The organism is Borreliella japonica, from assembly GCF_030438115.2.
Classification (GTDB): domain Bacteria; phylum Spirochaetota; class Spirochaetia; order Borreliales; family Borreliaceae; genus Borreliella; species Borreliella japonica.
Map to the genome: position 1 here is coordinate 17094 of NZ_CP179498.1, position 19671 is coordinate 36764.

The following is a 19671-nucleotide window of genomic DNA, read 5'->3' on the forward strand; positions in this document are numbered from 1 at the left end:
TTTAAATGATTTTCGATTCCTAGCTCTAGATCTTTTGAATACTGTCTGTTTTTAACTAGGGCCCTGAAGAATATGAAGGTTTCTTTTTGATTTCTATCTAAAAATTAGATATTTTTTAATATAATGCAAGTTTGTCTCCTTTTTGAATCTAAATATAAAATGAAATTTGTTTTATATTTAGATAGCTTACATTTTATGTTATAAACATATATCAATATATTGAATATTGGTTTTTTAGTTACGATTTTTTTAAAATATGGTATGAATACTTTTTCATGTATTAAGATAAGAGATAAAAAAAAGACCTGTTACTATCTAATTTTAAAAACTATTAATATTAATAGTTTTTGTAAAATAATAATATAAGTATTTTTTCCTATAAGGAGTATGATTTTATGATTTTTTTTTTAATAAAATTTTTTCTTTTTTTATTGGTTTTTTCAAATAGCTATGTTGCTTTTTCTAAAAACATCAATGCTTTAATAGTAACTGCTATGGACTATGAGCTTTAGCAGATAAATAAGCTTATGTCTAATAAGGAAGAAATAGTTCTTAAGGAATATGATCTTAATAAAAAGATTGTAAAGGGAAAGTTGTCTAATCGCAATGTTATGGCTATTTATTGTGGGGTTGGCAAGGTTAATAATGGTTGTTTTAGATTAGCTATATTTTGTTAAAATATAAGATAAATCATGTAATTTAATTCTGTAATTGGTGGTGTTATTAGTGATAAATGTAAAATATTAAACTGGGAGATGTGGCAGTATTTTCAGAAGTTGCATATTATGATGTTGATTTAACTAAATTTGGACACAAGGTGGGGTAGCTTATAGGATTTCCTCAAAAATTTAGTTGCCAATTAGAATTTGGTTGAAAAGGCCAGAAAGGTTGTTAAATTAAAGTTTGGAGGTGCTAATACATATTCAGGATTAATATTATAACAGGAGATCAGTTTATTGACCCAATTTATATCAACAAAATTATAAAAAACTTTAAAAGATGTAATAACTGTTGAGATGGAAGGTGCAACAGTAGTACATGTTTCTCATATATTTAATGTACCTTTTTAATTATTGGGTTTATATTTGACATTGTAAATAAAGAAAAAAATGAAGTTGAATATAATAACATTTTTTGAATTAGCTGTTTTTAATTCAGCGAAAGTTGTACAAAGGATTTTAAGAATTCTTTAATTTTCATAAATCAATATAATGATTTGTCATTTAACAATTCTTGAGAAAATACAAAATCGATATATGCTTATTTTTTATAGAGGAGTTTATTTTAGTAGAGCTTTTTGAGTTTAGTAATTAAAGTAGTATTTGGATAAACTTATATATTTATAGATTATTTTAACAGTAAGGTGTAGGAGGAGTATATTGAGGATTTTGATTGGTTTTTGCATAATAATATTAGCTTTATTGAGTTGCTATTTGCCTGCTAAGCAGGGGCAAGCTGTTCAAACTTTTTTTGAGAATTTGGAAAAAGGTTACGATGTAGAGTCTAGTGAGATTGTTACTGAAGGTATATTTTCTAATTTAAAATTAGATGTGGCTGAGCATCGTTTGCTAGTTGATATAAAAAATACTTTAATTAGTTTAAAAGATCCTAATTATCGTGATGTACCTCCAGTGCCTGACTATAATGAAGAGTATTTTAATCAATTCTTTTTAGGCTTAGGTTCTGAGCAATCTAAAGAATTGATCAAGTTGTTTGGTAAGGTGAAAAATGAGCAAAATAATAAATTTAAAAGTGAAGTTTATTGGCTGTATTCATGTATAAGGGATTTATATTCTCCAGATATTAAGTATTCTGGTGAAGGAGGACATGAATATAATAATATTATGCCTAGGCCTACTATTGATCAACAATATTTTAAAGTGAAGAAAAAAATAGGAAGTATACTTTAAGATAATTTTCATTTTTAGTATTAATGTTTTTATTGATATATCTCCAAGATATATGTAGAACTTTTTAGTAGTTTTTGTTTTTTATTTATGTGAGCTGTAATTTTTATACGAATTTCTCCAACACCAGTAAAGTCTTCAAAATCAAATTTATAAATATTGTTAATGATAGTTATATTATTTTTTTCATTGTATTCGGTACTTAAAGGATGACTATCTTTGATGAGTATTTCTTTTTTTATTTTGTTAAAATCAGGTACCTTTTAATGGTTTCCAAAAGATATGAATCTCTTTATGGTAGAAGGATTTTTCTTTACAAATTTATCAATCTTTTTTCCCAAATAAACTAATGTCACATGATGAATAACGCATAACTCCAAATAGGTTTTTTGCAATCTTGATTTTTTTAGTTGATTGCTCAATAGACTCCCAAAAGCTTGGCGTATTTGCCTGAGCACATTTTTTTGATTAAAGATTCAACAAAAAAACACCTTTACAGTGTCAGCGCAAGTCTTTTTATTGAAATTAATCTAACACTGATTTGATAAAAAACGAAGATAGCAACTATATGAAGTTAAGTTTGTGAATTATATTTAATAAATGACCATTTAGATATATTCTATAATCAAAATATATCTAAATTTTAAGTATATGGAGTATGTTATGAACAAAAAGTTTTTAGAAGAGGATAAATAATGGATTTATTTAAAATCGAAGCTAATTATATTGACATATTTAATAAAGAAATTTATCCAGCTAGCATAACGATTGCAAATGGTAATATTGTGAGTGTGGAAAAAATTAATGTAACATTTGATGAGTATGTGCTGCCAGGATTTATCGACGCACATATACATATAGAAAGCTCTTTTCTTATCCCATCAAACTTTGCCTATTTAGTAGTTCAACATGGCACTGTGGCAACAATAAGCGATCCCCATGAAATAGCTAATGTTAATGGTATTGATGGTATTAATTTTATGATAAATAACTCTAAAAAAACCGAGTTTAAAATTTTTTTTGGAGCTCCTTCTTGTGTACCGGCTTTATCGTCGAAATTTGAAACCTCAGGATATGTATTAGATGATCAAGATGTAGATAAATTAATGGAATTAAATGATATTTACTATCTGTCTGAAGTAATGGATTTTAAAGGTGTAATTAACAAAGATATTGGAATTATTAATAAAATAAATTCTGCATTAAAGCGCAATAAGGTTGTCGATGGACATGCTCCCTGTTTGCCTCCCCATTTAACTTTAAAGTATGTGTCTTCAGGTATTAGTACTGATCATGAATGCTCAACAATAGAAGATGCAAGATATAAATTATCTTTGGGCATGAAAATAATAATTAGAGAAGGAAGTGCAGCTAAAAATTTCGAATCTTTGCATCCCTTGATTAGTGAGTGTTCTAAAAAATATTGTGATTCTTTAATGTTTTGTTTTGATGATGCACATCCAAATGATATACTACATGGACATATTAATTCAATAGTGGCCCGTGCAATAGAGTATGGGCACAACTTTTTTGATGTTTTAAAAATAGCATGTATTAATCCGGTTTTACACTATAAAATCCCGGTGGGGTTATTAAGAATAGGAGATCCTGCTGATTTTATAATTACTAAAGATATTAAAACATTCAAAATAGATAAAACTTACATTAATGGCAAATTGGTGTTTAATGATGGCATTTCACATATTCCATTAATAAGTGAAGCGCCTATAAATAATTTTAATTGTAGTCAAAAATCTATTTTAGATTTTAAATTTTCTACTATAAATAAGATGATACCGATAATCAATTGCATCAACAATCAAATTGTTACACATAAAACTATGATTGATAGCAATTTATTGGCTCCAGACTTTCAATCTAATATTGCTGAAGATATCTTAAAAATAGCTATAATAAATCGATATGAAGACAATAGTAGAATTTCTATAGGATTTATAAAAAATTTTGGAATAAGAAAAGGTGCCATAGGAAGCACAGTTGCTCACGATTCTCACAATATTATAGTTGTTGGAACTAATGATGAATACTTGTGCAAAGTAACAAATACAATTATCAAGAATAAGGGGGGTTTGTGCGCTCTAAACAATGAAAAAACTATAATAATGAAACTTCCTATTTCGGGATTAATGAGCACTCTTCCAGCTAAAGAAGTAGCTTCGCAATATGTAAAATTAAATGATTTTTGTAAAAATGTTTTGGGCTCTAAGCTTGATGATCCTTTAATGACTTTGTCTTTTATGTCTTTAACAGTGGTTCCGCATTTAAAGATAAATGATAAAGGATTGTTTGATGTCGATTCTTTTTGTTTTTTAAATTATTAATTTTAAATTAATAATTTAAAATTAATAATTTAATTCTATTAAATTTATAGAAAATAATAATATTTGTTTTGGCATGTTAAATAATGAAAATTTTTCATGAATTTCTAGCTTTTCTTAAAAATTTTGTTTTAGATTTTGTGCTAGATTGGATATACTGTCAATCTTAGAAGCAAAATTATCAAACTTTTTCCCGAATTGTTTTTCTAAATTAATATATTTCATAATTCACAATTTAATATAAGCTTTAGATGTAGCTATACTTTGTTTGCATATTGTATTGATATGAATATTAAAACTTTCACTACTGGAATTTTTTATTGAAAAAACAAAAGAACTTTCTATCTATAATTTAATTGCAAAAGCTTATAAATTGTATTTTTATACTACGATGATACATAAAGAAATTAACGGTCAAAAGTTAAGCTTGTAAGTAATGTCACATTGGATAACAAAGTCCTTAAAACCTAAAAAACTGTTGTGAAAAGAACTTAGAAGCTGTTTATATAGTTTTATTTTAAAATAAAAGTTCACTAAACATTAATCCAAATAATAAGAAATAGTTGTAACGATCCTTAGTATTTTTTTTGGATAACGCTCTTGATCGCCTAGACTTCTATCAATAGGAAGGAATTCAAAATATCCTTGATTTGCATTTTTAATTTTCCCTAATTTTGAACTTGAATGTTTTGAAAATTCTAAAGCTGCCAATTTAGCATTTTTAATTGAATCTGCCAACATATCGGGTTTTATATCATTAATATTGTCAAAATAATATCTTGGTCCTCCACTATTACTAATCAATATGCCTTGATTATAAAGATCAGCAATATTTTTTTCTGCTGCTTCCATTTTCTCAATATTTTTTGTATGAATATTTAAAGATATGTATGCTCTATACTTGTAAAGAGAGTCTTTATAATTCTCTTCATCGAATTCCATAAATCCCATTTTTATATGATCTTCGCTAAATCCATGTTTTAAGAAAAAACTTTTAATTTTAGATAAGCTTAAATTATTTGCTATATTAATATCATTAATAGTATTGCCAGTCAAACTATACCTAAACTCCCAACTAGAAGATGTTGATAAAATTTCTCTTTCACTAAGACCCTTAACTGTAATATAATTTTCATTTTTAATACCAATGCTTTTTATTCCATGAGAAATTATAATTGATGATATAAGCAAAAGTATTGAAAATAACAAAAATATATTTCTTTTCTCCTAAACATAGATTGTGCCTCCTAAAAGCAACAGTAAATAATATGTTAGAATTGATGCATACAAACTTATTCTAACATATTATTTAATAAAAGTTAAGAAAATAAATAATCCGGTGACATTTTTAACTAATAGATTTCCTTTTTAGAAAATTTTAGAACTACTTTAAGAAGCGAAATAAAATTAATACCTTTAATTTTTTGATAGTTATCTTCTAAAATAGTTGTAATTTCTTTAATTTTTTTAAATAAAGAAAATCCACTTTCAAATTTCTTTTTTGTAATATCAAAAAATTCATCTTTAGTATGCCCTAGCAGGGCATTTCCTACTTTTATGTGATGTTCAATAAAGCTTAGAGTGGCGTTCCAAAAATAAAGGTATTAATCCATAAACTTAGTGTAGTAATTTCAACAGAAATAGGATTAATATCAACACCATAAATATACTTCTTTAATAGCATCCTTTTAAGTACCAATTCTTTACTTATACTATCGAATATCGTATTCTTCACTTTCTTTAAGAATACCTCTACATTCTTTATCAAGCTCTTTTTTTACATCTTCAAATTTATCTAACTGATGCCACACTTTTTCTATTAAGCAATCTGGGCAAGAAATTAAAAAATGGTCTGATCCACAAGAATTATCAATGATTTTTATATTTAAAGGAAACTTGATTTTAAGCTGTTCTTCAATTGAAGATGCAACCATAAAATCAGTTAAGTCATCTGGGATATAATATGCTCCACTTTTCTTCCTATCAAGGGATCTAGATGTAAGATAAATATTGCCTTTATAGTAGTAGCAACTTTGTTTACTTTCTTGTTTTTAAGCTCTTCTTCGGTACGTTAATGAAAATTTAAAATTAGCTTTTATAAATCTTCTCTTATGTCTTATATAAGTAGAAAAACAAATATTTGGCATAAAACTCAAGCCACTATTTTACTAGACAAGCTTTAAATCAATTATCGATGTTAATGAACCTATAAAATTATAAAAATCTTATTTTTTTTATTTTTTTTATTTTTTTTTCTTACCTTATATATACTAAAAACTTTTATTATTTAACAAATAATTCTCATATCCTTTTATTAAAGACAAAATATAATCTTCTCCTTTTTTATTCTTTACTGCTTTAAAATCACTAAGTAAAATGACAAAATCTTCTTTGGCCAATGCATAAAGGCTAGCTACAATAAAGCTATTTTCATTTTCTTTTTCTTTAAAAAATTCATCTTCCACATTTAGATTTAGTATCTTATTAACTTTTTCTTTGCTAAGCTCAAAATTTTCTAAATAAAGTAAATATTTAAAGTTTTCAGGATCATTTTTAGCTTATTTAATTCTTCTTTTACAAAAGAAACGTTGCCAAAATTTACTTTATCTATTTTATCCTTAAATTCTTTTATTTTTTTCTTCAATCTCTTTTAATCCTAGAGCTTCAACAACACCCTGGGTTATTTTTTTATTCCAACTTTTGTATACAAAAATCCCTTAACTTGTTTTTTTAAATATTGTTATAAATTTTTTACATCTTTACTGCTTGCATAAGTATTGAAAAAGTTTGTCGATACAAAAACAGCATGAATGCTAAACATTTTTCATTCATAATTATCATCTACCAAAATTAAAAAATAAATCGAAGTTCTTCATTTACAATTTTTTAGCAAATAATAAAGATTGGAAAACCAATCATCCTAAATATTTACTAAAAATGAAAATAAACTTAAAAAATACCAAATAAAACTATCGAAAAAATAAAAAGGCTTTATTAATAGAAAAAAGCTAAAATCTAAACCTTAGGATTTAGATTTTAAAATGAAAAAACCCCTTTTCCGGGCATCTTTTCGACATTAAACTAGGCAAAATAAACTTAAGCCTACTAGAAATAATAGTGTAGCATTAATCAAGCATTAAAGTCAACAAAACTTGAAAATTTATTTATTCCTTTTCTTTTTAGAATTATCATATTTAATTATGATCTCTGATAAAATATCTTTTTTACTTTTAAAAATCTCCTCTAAAATAAAATAGACTCTTTTAGTATCTTTTTTACAAAAATCATATAATTTAGCATCTTTTATTAAAATTCTAATCGGGGCATTTTCTTTGTTATTCTTATTAATATCTTCTTGATTTATTTCTGATAACCCTTGTTTTTGTATAGCATGATATATGCTATTAAACCCCACTTCCTTAATTTTATCAATAGAAATAATACCTTCCAAAACCTTTTCATAAACTTTTAAATATGTATAAGCCTGGGTTTTTGCAATTATAAAAGATTTTATAAATTGTTCAAAACTTTTAAAACCATCGTATTTATAAAGTTCTTTTTGCTTAATTTCATATAGAATTTTCATTCTTTGAATTTTATTGTCAATATCATCTTTTAAATTAAGCTTTAACTGGTCTTTTAAATCATTATAAATCATTAAATTTTCATCTTGATTATTATTTAAATTTTGACTTTTATCAATAAAATCTTCAAATCTATCATTTAAAATCATCTCTTTTTTATTTTGTTTTTTTCCCATTTTGTCCTCCTGCATTTATTTTTTGTTTTAAAGTATACATTTCTATGCATTTAAATATTAATTCGAATCTAAAAAATAAATTTACACCAATAATATGAGACAAAAAAACAGATGATAAATCTAATGCTGCCAATCTGTTTGTAAATATTGACACAAATTAAAATTTGTGTCAATATTTAGTTTTTTTATCAAAAAATACTAATAAATTATCTCGTTCGGTTCTGAACGAGATAAAAAGCTATCTCTATAATATTTGATTTAAAAATAGCGGTTCTAAAAAATATATTTTTTAGATTATTTCTAATTCTTGACACTTTGAGTATTGTTCATTATTCTATTTTTAACCGAGTTTATTGAAAAGTTTAATCCTAGTTGTTGCATCACATTAGGATTATTTTTTGTCAAAAAATTAAGCATTCTCCTTTAGTTTTAATATTCTTAAAAATGGTTTTTAACTTTAATTTCAACAGAGGTTGAAATTTATTATCTTGTGTATTATAATCTTTAACTGTGAATTAATCATCAAATATACATTAAGCTAGGAGACAAAAAAATGAAAGCTGTTATATCTAATTATAACTACCAAATTAAATCTAATAAACTACTTTCAAGGGACCAAAAACTTAAAAAAATAATTTCGGTTATTATTTACCTAAATAAAGAGTTTGAAAAAAAATATAATATATCAATACATAGAATTCATTTTGACTCTGAAAAACTGAAAGAACTGCGAGTTCATCATCAAAGAGATATACTGCGTGTACTAAACTCAAACATAGATAAAGAAAATAAAAAAGAAACTACAATTAATACTCTAAGAATGGATTTAAGATTCTTAGTTAAGCTACAGGCATTAGAAAAAAGAATAATAACATTTTCAAATAACTTTGGAGAATTCAAAGGAAAACTATGTATATATAAAGTATCACCTATTGCACATAAATTAATTGCTGCATATTTTAGCAGCACTAAAGTAGAATTAATTAAGAAAGTAAAGGAAAAGAAAGCGTCTTTTAACCCTCAAAATATCACTGAAAATATCACTGTATACAATAAACAATATATAAATATATATAATAAGAATTCTATAGAAAACTCTCTTTTTAAGAGAATTAAGTCAATAATTTCTAACACCAAAAAACCATTTAAAACGTTGAAAAACGCTTTGTTAAACTATAAAGATTTTAAAAATTATCTGAAATATGATTATGAGGTAAAAGATATTAAAGAATTTTTCTTATCTAAACTAAACGTTTATAAAAATAAAATTCACTTTATGAGAAAAGTTGCACCTTATAAAACCGATTTCTATACTCTTGTAGGAGAATTTAAAGACACTTACCATACTAAATGGAAAGTAAATAAAACAACTAGTTTTTCAGGACATGCTGGTATTATAGCTAATAATATTCTAGTGAACATTTTACAAAGGGATTAGAATTTGAATAATTTACTTGAAAAGCTCAAAAACAAAAAAAATAATATAGAAAAAAGAATTATTTTTAATAAAATTGAAGAATTAGGTATTAGAAAAATATACTACACAAAAATATTTAAACACTTGGTCGGTTTTAGAATCACTAACAAAGGAGAAAGACTAAGACTTACTTTCCAAAAATTTAATAATGCTGAAGATTTTCTTTTTTTTAATCTTTTTCCTTTAAAAAAAGATGACAAGTTCTTAGAAATAAGGTATAGATATGATAGACTTGATAAACCTTATTTTCTTAAAAAAGAAAATAATAAAACTTATGCAATAAAAAAGCTTTATTATATAGAATTTGCCTTTAAAAATGGATCTATTAAAGCATATGTTCAGTCTTTAAGAACACTTCTAAGAAAAAATAAAGAAAACACTGAGTATTATCAATTCAATTTATCACACTTGAAAAAAATGGAAAAAAAAGTGTATGAATTTTATAATAAAGAATTAAAGGATGGGGGAGTTATAAATAAATGGATCAAAAAAAACCAATTATAATTACACTGGCAAGTTTAAAAGGAGGGGTTGGAAAAAGCTCAATTTCTATACTTTTTTCTTATGTCTTAAAAGAATTGGGAAAAAAAGTACTGTTAATTGATTTAGATCCACAAAATTCTTTAACCTCGTATTTTAGTAAATATATTTCTAATGTCAAAAAACATAATGTTTATGAATTTTTAAAAGGAAATGCTTATTTTGACAAATGTGAAAATAAAATTAATGAATATATTTCTATAATTCCTTCTCATCCTGTTTTAGAAAAATTTAACACCGATGATATAGATTATAAAGAGATTATTTTGGAATTTAGATTAAATAAAAGCACAAAAAGTTTTGATTTTGATTATATTATAATAGATACTTCTCCTAGTAGAAATTTCCTTTTAAAGAATGCTTTAAATGTTACAAATCATATTATAATTCCAGTTCAAGTAGAAAGATGGTCAATAGAAAGCTTTTCTATTTTAACCGAAACTATCAACAATATTCAGAATATTAAAAATAAAAAATACAATGTTTCTATTATAGAAAACCAATTTATTAAAAATAGGAATACCTTAAAGGAGGTGGAGGATGTTTTATATAAAAAATATGGTAAATATATAAAAGGTAAAATTCACTTTTCAAATAGTATAAAAGTTTTTATAAACAACCTTTTAGAGCCTTCTTTGAAAGAAATTTATTATAGGGAAGCTGAAAATGCTTTAAAAAATATACTGTGAACTGCTATTTTTATAATATTTGATATAAAAATAGCAGTCTGCTTGTTAATTTTAGCAATTCTAGTTATTATGCCAACAATAAGTTATAAATTTATTTGTAGGTGGACTTATTAAAATTGACCCCAGAATTAGAAAAATTTAAAAGAACATAATAAAGAAGTAAGATCTTATTTTTAATCATTAGATTTTTATTTTCCTATTTCTTCTTCTAATTCTTCGTCTTCTTCTTCTCCATAGTCTTCTCTTTCTATCATCTCTTGTTCTCTTTCCGCTTCTAATTCCGCTTCTATTCTGCCATCAGGGTCATCTATAAATTCTGCATCTCCTCCCCCAGGCACAGGGCTTCCTAATAATGGTTTTTTCTTGTTTTTTAATAAATGTTTTTTAAGTTCAGATAATTGGATTATATATATCTTATTATCTTTAAATTCTAATAATATACTATCTTTATGTTTTTTTATGGAATTTAATTTTTTGTTACTACTGTTAATATTTATAACTTTTAAAGTTGTTTTAACACCGAGAAGCATAGCTTTTTTAAAATCATACCTTCTTTTAGATTTTACTTTAAAAAGCTCTTGATTATTAATACAATCTTTAACCACAATTCTACTGTCTTCTTCTTTTATACAAATTATAGTATCAGTACCTTTTCCAATATCTATATTGTCTTTATTAGTAGGATTCAAAACCGATTTAGCTTTTACTTTAAAATTGTATCTTTGGCCTAATTGGGAATCATTTGAAAAATGATCACATGAAAAAAATAATAAAAATAAGATTAAATTAATAACATATTTTTTCAATTTGCACTCCTTAATTTAATATATACTTTATTTAAAAGTATATATTAAATTTTTTATAAATCATTTTCTAATATTACTGATATTATATTGAATAAATATTTTTATAGAGGCAATAAAAGATGTAAGTGTGAAAGTACAAGCTTATATAGATGTTGTTAAAACTGAATAAAACGAAATAGCATAGCAAAAAAATGATAATTTTGCCTTTAATGCTATTGTAGTAAAAGCTGTCTATCGCATTCTTTTTTTTATAATTATATTTAGTCAAAAATAGCAATTGTAATTCCATTTTGGACATCAATGTTTTCGTTCATATTATTAGTTCGGTTTTTTCTTTTTTTCTTAATTTACCGTGTGTAAATTAAGAAAAAAATTTCATCAAAAGTTTCAATAATCTTTAGAACATGTGCTTAAAAAAATTGAAAAGAGCTTGAGGTGAACTGCTATTTCTAAATCAAAGATTATATAAATAGCAGTTCACAAAAAGGTATATCTTAATTTTCTATTGCGTTTTCAATTACTTTCTTAAGACTTTCTAGTACATTTTTTAATTTTTATAGCTTACTAATAAAAATTCTGTTCTTATTGTTTATTGTGTTTTATACATTTTCAGTGTTAAATGAAGTTCTAGCCCTTCTTAATGACATAAGAGGGTTTTGTCTTCATTTTCATTTTCAATGTCATCTCCAAAAGAGCTTTTATTTATCTCTTTATATAAATTAAAGGTAGGATCTCCAATTTTTTCCTTAATATCTTTTGTATTTATTGTGTGGCTAACTATATTTATATTTTTAAATATAGTATTGATATCTTTTAAAGTATGTTCAAGACTTTTTTTTCCATCGCTATCATCATAACTATCTATTGTTGGTATTTTTTTCTCTTTCTACTTTTTCTTTTTCTACTTCTTTTTGTTAACCACTATTATATCGTGTTGTTTTTAATTCCGGTGTATCGTTATTATTGAGTCATCTTTCTTCATTAATTCTTCTTCTAAAAATCCTTTGACTTTTGTTTTTTCACTTTGTTGTAAATCGGAATAATTTTTGTATGAGCTTATCGGTTCAAAAACGGCACAAATAATAATTTAAGGTTAACTCAGTTTTTTAGATTAGTAAAATTTTGAATTCAGTTTAATTGGCCGTTTTGTTAAGATGAATGGAAAAGTCCATTAGTTTTTGGTTTTTATTGTTTTGGTAAAAAAAAAGAAGAAAAAAAATAACTAATAGAAAAGCTCCAAATAAAAAAGTATATGAATAAAGACATAAAAATGCTCATTACAAAGTCTACTCCAAAATCCTATTTATTTAATTTTTGTAGAATAAAAAAATATTACAGTATTTGCTGTTTCGAGGAATACTCACAAAATCTATATAGAGAACTAGTAAACTCTGAAAAGAATTATAAACTAGTTCTTAGTGAATTTATAAAAAATGAATAACGTGGATACTCAATTAATAGCAAAATTTTCAAGGCTGGCTTGGGAAGATTTATTCAATAGGGGGGAGTTCATTCAGTTTGATTGGCTATGATTAAGGTAGATGAAAAATATTTTAGAGGGTTTTTTTTCACTATGAGTGTACTAATTTTATTATTAGTTGTGGATTTAGTAAATTTTTGTATCTTACGACTCGATAAGTCTTGTTTTAATTTGTATCTTGAGCTGCGATAAGTAGCACAAGATATAAGTAGTTATATGAGAGTGGATAAAATGAGCTATAATAATTTCTTTTCTAGAAAAGATACACTTTCTAATTTAAAATTGAGTGCGGTTGAATATTGTGTTTTAAGCGACATGAAAGCGGTTATTGACGAATTAAAAAATAAATCTTCTAATAAGATAGAAAATGGTATTGATTCTAATTCTTTATGGCCGTTATTTGAGGACTACGATGAAAAAAATTTTGACGATTTCTTTGTAAGTTTGGGCTCTGAAAAAGCTAAACAATTAATTAACTTATTTCGTAAGATTAAAACAAGAATAAGTGTTAGTGTATTTGAAACAGAAGTTTTTTTGTTGTATATATGCATTGAGGATGTATTTCTAGTTAATCTTATGTATTCTGATTGTGAAGATGAAGACAATTGTTTTGATTATATTGAGCCTACTCTTGATCAGCAATTCAAAAATATAAGGAAAATGCTAATCTTGAAATTAGAAGATTTTGGTGTTTTTGTATGAAATGATTTTTCTTTTTACAATTAAATCAAAAAAATGCTAAATAAGCAAGTTGTGTTTGTAGTTGTAGATTAAGTCATTCAATTAATAATGAATATTAATATCATTATTTTCTCTCCAAAGGATTTTGATTATTAATATTTGTCGATTATTTTTACAAATTGTTCTATGAGTATAAATATTTTCATTGCAAGGTAATCTCTTTATTTTACAATACTTTTGATCAGCCATATTTATTTTTATGTATGTTAAATAAATGGATTTATTTTGATTTTGAATATATTTTTTGATGATATCAATATAGGCTCTTTCAGTAAAAATAAGACAATAACTTTTAGACCAAAAATAAGGTTTCCGATAATACTTATCTAAATAAGTAAAATATTTTTTCTTATAAGCCTTGAAGATACTGTTTTTAGATTATTGATAAATTTAGACGGTTGAATATTGGATTTAAATTCTAGTAATAAATGAATATGATTCTTATCACGGTTGAATTCATTAAGGGTTTTATTCCATAAAGAACATGTATTAAGTATTATTTGTTAAAGAGAAGATAAAATCTCAGTATTTGTGCATTTATGCCTATAATAGTCCGAAAAGATAGTCTTAATTAATCTTCTTCAAGGTACTTTATTATGTCGTTTATTTGTGCCACGATATCCTTAGATAGTTCTGTTATATCGGTAGTATAGAATTCAGTAAGAGTGGTACTTACGCCAATTGGGACTGTTTTTGCCCGTATTTTTGATATATCATTATTATTGCTTTGTATAAGCCACTCAATATCTCTTTTGGCAGCTTTTAAAGCGTTTAACTTGGCCGTTAATTTTTCTTGAAAGAGTTTTTGTAAATTTAAAAATTTTTCTTTGAGTTCATCAGCATTAATTGCACCCCTTAAGTCTTCTTTTAGTAGGGCTATTTTTTTTTTGAACTGTTTGAAAACAAATTCATCGGCCTTATTGTTAAGATCCGAAACTCCTCTAAGCGTGAAATTTATTTTTTTTTTATCTACTGTGTGATTAGGTGAATTTGTTAGTGTCTTATCTATTATATGTACATAATATAGCTCACAAGACATTATGAATAATATAAAAAACAATTTAACTATGTTATTATTTTGCATTAAATATTTCATATTAATAATAAAATATATGACAGTATTGTAAAAATAAAAACATTTAATTAATTTTTTAAATGCTAAATAGAGTCTCATTGATAGTCCGAAAAGCTAATCCGAAAAGATAGTCCGAAAAGATAGTCCGAAAAGATAGTCCGAAAAGATAGTCCGAAAAGAATTTTAATTATTTTTTATCAAGTAATCACAAAGAATACTCCACCTATAATTTCTATGAAATTTAGGTGGAGATGAATTTGTAACGTAAGTTAAAATATAATATAATAATTTAAAAATAATGAGTGCTAATAAAGCTTATAAGTATAGAATATATCCCAACATCAATCAAAAGAAATATTTTTCAAAAGCATTTGGATGTGTAAGATTTTTGTATAACAAAATGTTAAGTGATAAGAAAGACTATTATGAAAAGAATAAGACTTTTCTTATTCTTTTCATAATAGTCTTTCTTATCGCTTAATGTCGCATAAGCTAACTTTTAATAATCACCGAGTATATTCTATTAATTATCACCTGGTATTAGCATTTATTACTATAATTTATTACTAAGATTCAAACTTATAAATTTATCAATAATCTAAAAACAGTATCTTCAAGGCTTATAAGAAAAAATATTTTACTTATTTAGATAAGTATTATTGAAATCCTTATTTTTGGTCTAAAAGTTATTGTCTTATTTTTACTGAAAGAGCCTATATTGATATCATCAAAAAATATATTCAAAATCAAAAGAAATCCATTTATTAATAAACTCATCTCCATCTAAATTTCATAGAAATTTAGATGGAGAATTCTTTCTTATTTTTTGTTAAACAAATTCTTTAAGAAATTTTTTATAACTTTCCTCATTATATGGAACAATAATTTCTTTGTTGATTATTTTGTCAGAAAGATTATCAATTTCTTTTTCAAGTTCAATAGGAATCATCTTGGGATTTCTTACAAACCCTACAACTCCATCTTCAAGACCATAATTTATTAATTTTCCGCCTTCAAAAGTATTAGTTTTTAAATAGTTAGATGTATAAAGACTCAAAGCTCTACCAACATCCTTGATTGCAGATGTAATTATATTATCAGGAGCAAGATATGATTGATCATCATCAACGCCAATAACGTAATGCCCAGAACCAAGTTCTTTCGCAACCTCAATAGCTCCAATTCCTGCAAGGCTTGCAGCATGATGAATAATGTCTATCTCATCAGAATACATTTTAGTTGCAATACTTCTACCAGCTTTAATGTCGGAGAAGCTACCAATGTACTGAGAAGATATATTGATATCTTTATTGGCATACTTAGCACCAGCTTCATATCCATACCTGAAAGCATCTACTATCTCACTCTCTATTCCACCTAAAAATCCAATTTTGCCCGTTTTAGAAACTTTTGCAGCAATATAGCCTGTCAAAAACGAACCTTCTTGCGCTCTGAAAGTTATGCCTACTAAATTAGCGGGAATAGTCTCATTAGAATAAACAGCGTCAATAATTGCATATTTCGTCTCGGAATTTTGCAAAGAAACAGTCTTGGCCACATCGCTAAATCTATACCCAATAAGCCAAATTAAATTTGAACCAGCATCTTTAAGCCCTTCAAGATCAGACAAATAAGAACTTGCTGAAGATTCTTTTAAAACAACTTCAACCGTAAATTTTTCTTTAATTTTTTTTACGCCACTTAAAGCACTCTCATTAAAAGATTTATCATCAAAAGTTCCATCAACTATTATAGATATCTTGGGAATTCCATTCTCAAGACTGCCCTTACCACCACAAGATAAAAAAATAATACATTCAAATAATATCAATAATAATAATTTATTCATAAACTATTTATCCTTTTAAAATGAAATTATAGTTAATAGCTTACAACTTTAACTTAATTTTAACTAGTATTTCTTCAAGTTCGCTAATACTTAATAAATTTTCATTATTTAAATATTTCAATATATACAATAAAAATATTCTTAAAATAAAAAGAATCAATTCTTCAAGTATACTAGCTAAAATACGCTTAGTAATTTCTTTGCCCTTTATTATAAAATAAAATTTATAAATAAATATATATATAAATGAAATTAAATATAATAACAATTTTAATAAATTAGATCTTATTGTATTAAAATACAAACAAAAGAAAAAGGAGAAGATTATATTTCGTCTTTAATAAAAGGATATGAAGTTTATTTAAGAATAAATAAGCCTAACTAAGCTTAAAAATTCAAGCGGAGTTTATTGTTATAAAGAGTTTGTAGTCTGTATGAAAAGTTATAGAGAATATATATTAGGGACATTCTATAATTCTTTTTGTGCTACATATATGGGGCAAAAAAATATAATTTAATAAAAATTATTGGTAATCTATAAAAAGAGTTTTTATAGATTTTTATATTAATTAACTAGAAATTTATTTTTTTTAAAAGCATATTTTTTTATAACATGTTTTAATAATATTTTCTTGATTTTTTTTGTATTAAAAACAAATTAAGTATTACATTTAAGACAATATACGCTAAATACTTCACATTTTATAACTTTAGAAGTTATCTTTTCCTTTTTAGAATTTTCAAGTTATCCTTTAATTTCTTTTAAATAACTTTTTAATCTTTCTAAATCATGCCCAATATCATTAACTCCTACAGTATTTTATTTTTTTGTCATTTAGTGACATTGGTGTTTCTTTATAATTTATATATCGACTCTACACAATAACAATTTTTAGGACATAATGCACTAGTATAGTTCTTTGATATGTATTTCTTGCAATTTTTCTATAAATTATTCTTTCATTTCGGCATTTATTATCTTTAGTTGATGCTTTTTCTAAGTCTTCTTAATCTATCCATAGCAATTTAGAACTTTCTTTTGCGTCTTTATCTTCAAAAGATCTTAAATTAAATTGATGAATATTGGCTCCAGAATAAAGGAATATAGTTTTTCTTACTATATTCCTTTTACAATGCTTTATGCTTTGTAAAATTTAGCCCTACTCCAAAATTAACATATTCTTGACTCAGAGTCCTAAATTGACCAAACATTTTGTTGATTAAACTAAATTCCTCATTATTTTTAAATTCTATTATTGACTCTTGAATGGGAGATAATTTTTTAATTTGAGTTATGATTAGATATCTATAAAGCTGATCTTCCGATTCTTTAACTTTGTCTTTATGGTAGAAGTTGAAAGAAAGATTTTTAACCTCTATTATAAGCAAAATGTCTTCAGCTGGAATAAGCTCATTATTTTTTTTAACTTCTTTTAATTTTTTATTAAAATTTGCTTTGTCTTTATCATTTTTAAAAAGCAATATATCTACTCTGGATTATTTCCATCTATTTGACTGCCTTTCTGCTGCTCTACAGAATAAGTTAATTCTTCAAATATAGATTTTAATAAAGGCTCTATATTTGCTTCTGCTGAATTATTATCGATAGTTTAAACTTTATTCTTTAAAAAAGAATAAAGCTTTTTGCTTTACAAATATCTTCTTTTTTTATAAAGTCTTCTGACAATTCTTTATAAAGAGTCATGTTTGAATCATTTGTTTTTACAATGTCATTGGTTTTCATTATTTTATTTTATCATTTATGTAAAAAGTCTTTTACTTGATCAGTAATCTTGCTATGTAGATTAACAATTTTTAGTCAAGATTTTATTCTATTAATAAAATCTTTTTTGTTTTTTTGATAAAAAATGCCATCACAAAAAAGCCCTTTTAATAAACAGTCCATTATGACTCTTATAGAAAGATGTGAAAATCTCTATCTTAAATTAGGGATATCATAAACTCTCTATTCAAATCAAGAAAAATTTTTTCTTTTTTCATATTTAGATTTCCATAAAATTTAGATGGAGATGAATTTATTAATAAATATATTTATTAGAAATCGTATTTAAGGTAGATTATTCTGCATATTTTTAGTTAAATCATTATATATTTCTAGATTTTTATCCTAATTTATTATGTGAACTACCACTCCCAATTAAAAGATAATTCTTTTCTATTTTTTCCATTCATATAAATGTCCTTAATTTATTACCATCTCATACAAGTTAGTTGATTTATAATTATGAGCCTTGCCAAGACTCATATATTTATTATTCTTTATTATTTTTTGATAAAAGCTAAGACAATTGCCTGAAGTAAAGCTTGTGCACTATGCTCTAACGGGTGCCCCTCCCCCCTGGTTCCTTATAAATAAATAAGCTATTTCTAAATCAAAGATTATAGAAATAGCAATTCATTCTCTTATATCTTACTGCTTTATAAAGTATCTCTTGCTTCTTGAATAAACTCTTCTATCTTTTTAATTTCATCCATTACTTCAATTATCTTAGAGGAAGAAGTTTTTAACTGGTTTAAAGAATTATTTGCTTCTCTTAGTGCTTTTTTAGCTACAAAATCACTTTCTCTTTTCCTTAACCAATTGCTATTTTTGTTTTTTAATCTCTCAGTAATAGCTTTCTTTAAATTATCTAGACAAGCTCAAATGGATGCAAGCAACTCTTTAAATAATTTAGAAGCTTCTTCTTTAAAAATAAATGAGGCACTAGGCAGCAAGAAAGATATAAAAGAACTTATTGAAAATGCAAAAACCGTTTTAGCAAGTGTTAATGGACAGTGAATTACTATTTCTATAATCAAAGATTATAGAAATAGTAATTCACGTGGGTGTGTTTTAGGATGTTGGTTTCTTTTTGGAAAAATATTGTATAATAATTAGTATTCTTTTTCAGTAATTTGCGATCTTTCGGTAATAGAAGAGAGAGCTTTTGAGAGATGATCTCTTTTAATAGGGTGTCTCTCAACTTTATACTAAACAATAATAATAT

The 19671-nt window shown here is 25.0% G+C and carries 14 protein-coding genes and 8 pseudogenes; 11 read left to right on the top strand and 11 right to left on the bottom strand.

Annotation, left to right across the window (positions count from 1 at the left end; translation table 11 throughout):
• Positions 1-395: 395 nt before the first annotated feature.
• From mtnN to ade, 3 genes and pseudogenes are all read left to right on the top strand, one after another.
• Positions 396-1193: pseudogene (gene mtnN / locus QIA21_RS05175) on the top strand (5'-methylthioadenosine/S-adenosylhomocysteine nucleosidase).
• 186 nt (positions 1194-1379) lie between these two features.
• A complete protein-coding gene (locus tag QIA21_RS05180) occupies positions 1380-1910 on the top strand; it encodes a P52 family lipoprotein (protein WP_418905559.1) in 531 nt (176 codons plus the stop codon).
• A 692-nt stretch (positions 1911-2602) separates the two neighbouring features.
• Positions 2603-4249 carry an adenine deaminase gene (ade, locus tag QIA21_RS05185; protein ID WP_418905560.1) on the top strand — a complete coding sequence of 549 codons (1647 nt, stop codon included), beginning with the start codon at positions 2603-2605 and terminating at the stop codon, positions 4247-4249.
• A gap of 537 nt (positions 4250-4786) precedes the next feature.
• Here the strand turns inward: ade and QIA21_RS05190 are convergent.
• The 5 genes and pseudogenes from QIA21_RS05190 to QIA21_RS05210 all read right to left on the bottom strand — a co-directional run bounded on the left by QIA21_RS05190 (position 4787) and on the right by QIA21_RS05210 (position 8006).
• A complete protein-coding gene (locus QIA21_RS05190; RefSeq protein ID WP_418905561.1) occupies positions 4787-5437 on the bottom strand; it encodes an SIMPL domain-containing protein in 651 nt (216 codons plus the stop codon).
• Positions 5438-5652: 215 nt separating this feature from the next.
• Positions 5653-6317 (bottom strand): annotated as a pseudogene (locus QIA21_RS05195) (Eco57I restriction-modification methylase domain-containing protein); the annotation flags it as partial.
• Positions 6318-6516: 199 nt separating this feature from the next.
• A pseudogene (locus QIA21_RS05200) lies at positions 6517-6804 on the bottom strand (hypothetical protein); the annotation flags it as partial.
• Positions 6762-6890 carry a hypothetical protein gene (locus QIA21_RS05205; protein WP_418905562.1) on the bottom strand — a complete coding sequence of 43 codons (129 nt, stop codon included), beginning with the start codon at positions 6888-6890 and terminating at the stop codon, positions 6762-6764. The pseudogene QIA21_RS05200 and the gene QIA21_RS05205, both read right to left, overlap by 43 nt.
• 516 nt (positions 6891-7406) lie before the next feature.
• Positions 7407-8006, bottom strand: coding sequence for a chromosome replication/partitioning protein (locus tag QIA21_RS05210; RefSeq protein ID WP_091973767.1), 600 nt, complete (start codon positions 8004-8006; stop codon positions 7407-7409).
• Positions 8007-8559: 553 nt separating this feature from the next.
• Between QIA21_RS05210 and QIA21_RS05215 the strand changes: the two genes are divergently transcribed.
• The 3 genes from QIA21_RS05215 to QIA21_RS05225 are packed head-to-tail and all read left to right on the top strand — an operon-like array spanning position 8560 to position 10712.
• A complete protein-coding gene (locus QIA21_RS05215; protein ID WP_418905563.1) occupies positions 8560-9444 on the top strand; it encodes a plasmid maintenance protein in 885 nt (294 codons plus the stop codon).
• Positions 9445-9447: 3 nt separating this feature from the next.
• Positions 9448-9987, top strand: a complete 540-nt coding sequence (locus QIA21_RS05220) for a DUF226 domain-containing protein (protein WP_418905564.1) — start codon at positions 9448-9450, stop codon at positions 9985-9987.
• Complete coding sequence (locus QIA21_RS05225; protein WP_418905565.1) at positions 9963-10712, top strand: ParA family protein; 750 nt, start codon at positions 9963-9965, stop codon at positions 10710-10712. Before QIA21_RS05220 ends, QIA21_RS05225 begins: the two co-directional genes overlap by 25 nt.
• Positions 10713-10900: 188 nt before the next feature.
• Here QIA21_RS05225 and QIA21_RS05230 read toward each other — a convergent pair whose 3' ends face one another.
• Entirely contained in the window at positions 10901-11518 is a 618-nt protein-coding gene (locus QIA21_RS05230; RefSeq protein WP_418905566.1) for a hypothetical protein, read from the bottom strand.
• A gap of 1240 nt (positions 11519-12758) precedes the next feature.
• Here QIA21_RS05230 and QIA21_RS05235 point away from each other — a divergent pair.
• Positions 12759-12959, top strand: a pseudogene (locus QIA21_RS05235) (L-threonylcarbamoyladenylate synthase); the annotation flags it as partial.
• Between the two features lie 270 nt (positions 12960-13229).
• Positions 13230-13700 (top strand): P52 family lipoprotein, encoded by a 471-nt coding sequence (locus tag QIA21_RS05240; RefSeq protein ID WP_418905567.1) that lies wholly within the window; start codon positions 13230-13232, stop codon positions 13698-13700.
• A gap of 81 nt (positions 13701-13781) precedes the next feature.
• On the opposite strand, the pseudogene tnpA reads toward QIA21_RS05240, so the two are convergent.
• A pseudogene (gene tnpA, locus QIA21_RS05245) lies at positions 13782-14239 on the bottom strand (IS200/IS605 family transposase).
• 71 nt (positions 14240-14310) lie between these two features.
• Positions 14311-14835, bottom strand: coding sequence for a fibronectin-binding protein RevA (revA, locus tag QIA21_RS05250; RefSeq protein ID WP_418905568.1), 525 nt, complete (start codon positions 14833-14835; stop codon positions 14311-14313).
• A 277-nt stretch (positions 14836-15112) separates the two neighbouring features.
• Between revA and QIA21_RS05255 the strand changes: the two are divergent.
• Together QIA21_RS05255 and QIA21_RS05260 are read left to right on the top strand one after the other, a co-directional pair.
• Positions 15113-15262, top strand: a pseudogene (locus tag QIA21_RS05255) (helix-turn-helix domain-containing protein); the annotation flags it as partial.
• Positions 15263-15510: 248 nt separating this feature from the next.
• On the top strand, positions 15511-15582 hold the full coding sequence (locus QIA21_RS05260; protein WP_418905571.1) for a hypothetical protein: 72 nt from the start codon (positions 15511-15513) through the stop codon (positions 15580-15582).
• Between the two features lie 61 nt (positions 15583-15643).
• Here QIA21_RS05260 and bmpA read toward each other — a convergent pair whose 3' ends face one another.
• The 3 genes and pseudogenes from bmpA to QIA21_RS05275 all read right to left on the bottom strand — a co-directional run.
• Positions 15644-16663, bottom strand: coding sequence for a nucleoside ABC transporter substrate-binding protein BmpA (gene bmpA, locus QIA21_RS05265; protein ID WP_418905569.1), 1020 nt, complete (start codon positions 16661-16663; stop codon positions 15644-15646).
• A gap of 1299 nt (positions 16664-17962) precedes the next feature.
• A pseudogene (locus QIA21_RS05270) lies at positions 17963-18407 on the bottom strand (class I SAM-dependent DNA methyltransferase); the annotation flags it as partial.
• Positions 18408-19102: 695 nt separating this feature from the next.
• Positions 19103-19303: pseudogene (locus QIA21_RS05275) on the bottom strand (P12 family lipoprotein); the annotation flags it as partial.
• On the opposite strand from QIA21_RS05275, the gene QIA21_RS05280 reads away from it, so the two are divergent.
• Positions 19275-19463 carry a P12 family lipoprotein gene (locus tag QIA21_RS05280; protein WP_472841431.1) on the top strand — a complete coding sequence of 63 codons (189 nt, stop codon included), beginning with the start codon at positions 19275-19277 and terminating at the stop codon, positions 19461-19463. The pseudogene QIA21_RS05275 and the gene QIA21_RS05280 sit on opposite strands and share 29 nt — an antisense overlap.
• Positions 19464-19671: the final 208 nt, after the last annotated feature.

Excerpts from the sequence above, each read along its gene's own strand:
- ade (WP_418905560.1), top strand. The coding sequence starts at position 2,603 with ATGGATTTATTTAAAATCGAAGCTAATTATATTGACATATTTAATAAA.
- QIA21_RS05210 (WP_091973767.1), bottom strand. The coding sequence starts at position 8,006 with ATGGGAAAAAAACAAAATAAAAAAGAGATGATTTTAAATGATAGATTT.
- QIA21_RS05215 (WP_418905563.1), top strand. The coding sequence starts at position 8,560 with ATGAAAGCTGTTATATCTAATTATAACTACCAAATTAAATCTAATAAA.
- QIA21_RS05225 (WP_418905565.1), top strand. The coding sequence starts at position 9,963 with ATGGATCAAAAAAAACCAATTATAATTACACTGGCAAGTTTAAAAGGA.
- QIA21_RS05240 (WP_418905567.1), top strand. The coding sequence starts at position 13,230 with ATGAGCTATAATAATTTCTTTTCTAGAAAAGATACACTTTCTAATTTA.
- revA (WP_418905568.1), bottom strand. The coding sequence starts at position 14,835 with ATGAAATATTTAATGCAAAATAATAACATAGTTAAATTGTTTTTTATA.
- bmpA (WP_418905569.1), bottom strand. The coding sequence starts at position 16,663 with ATGAATAAATTATTATTATTGATATTATTTGAATGTATTATTTTTTTA.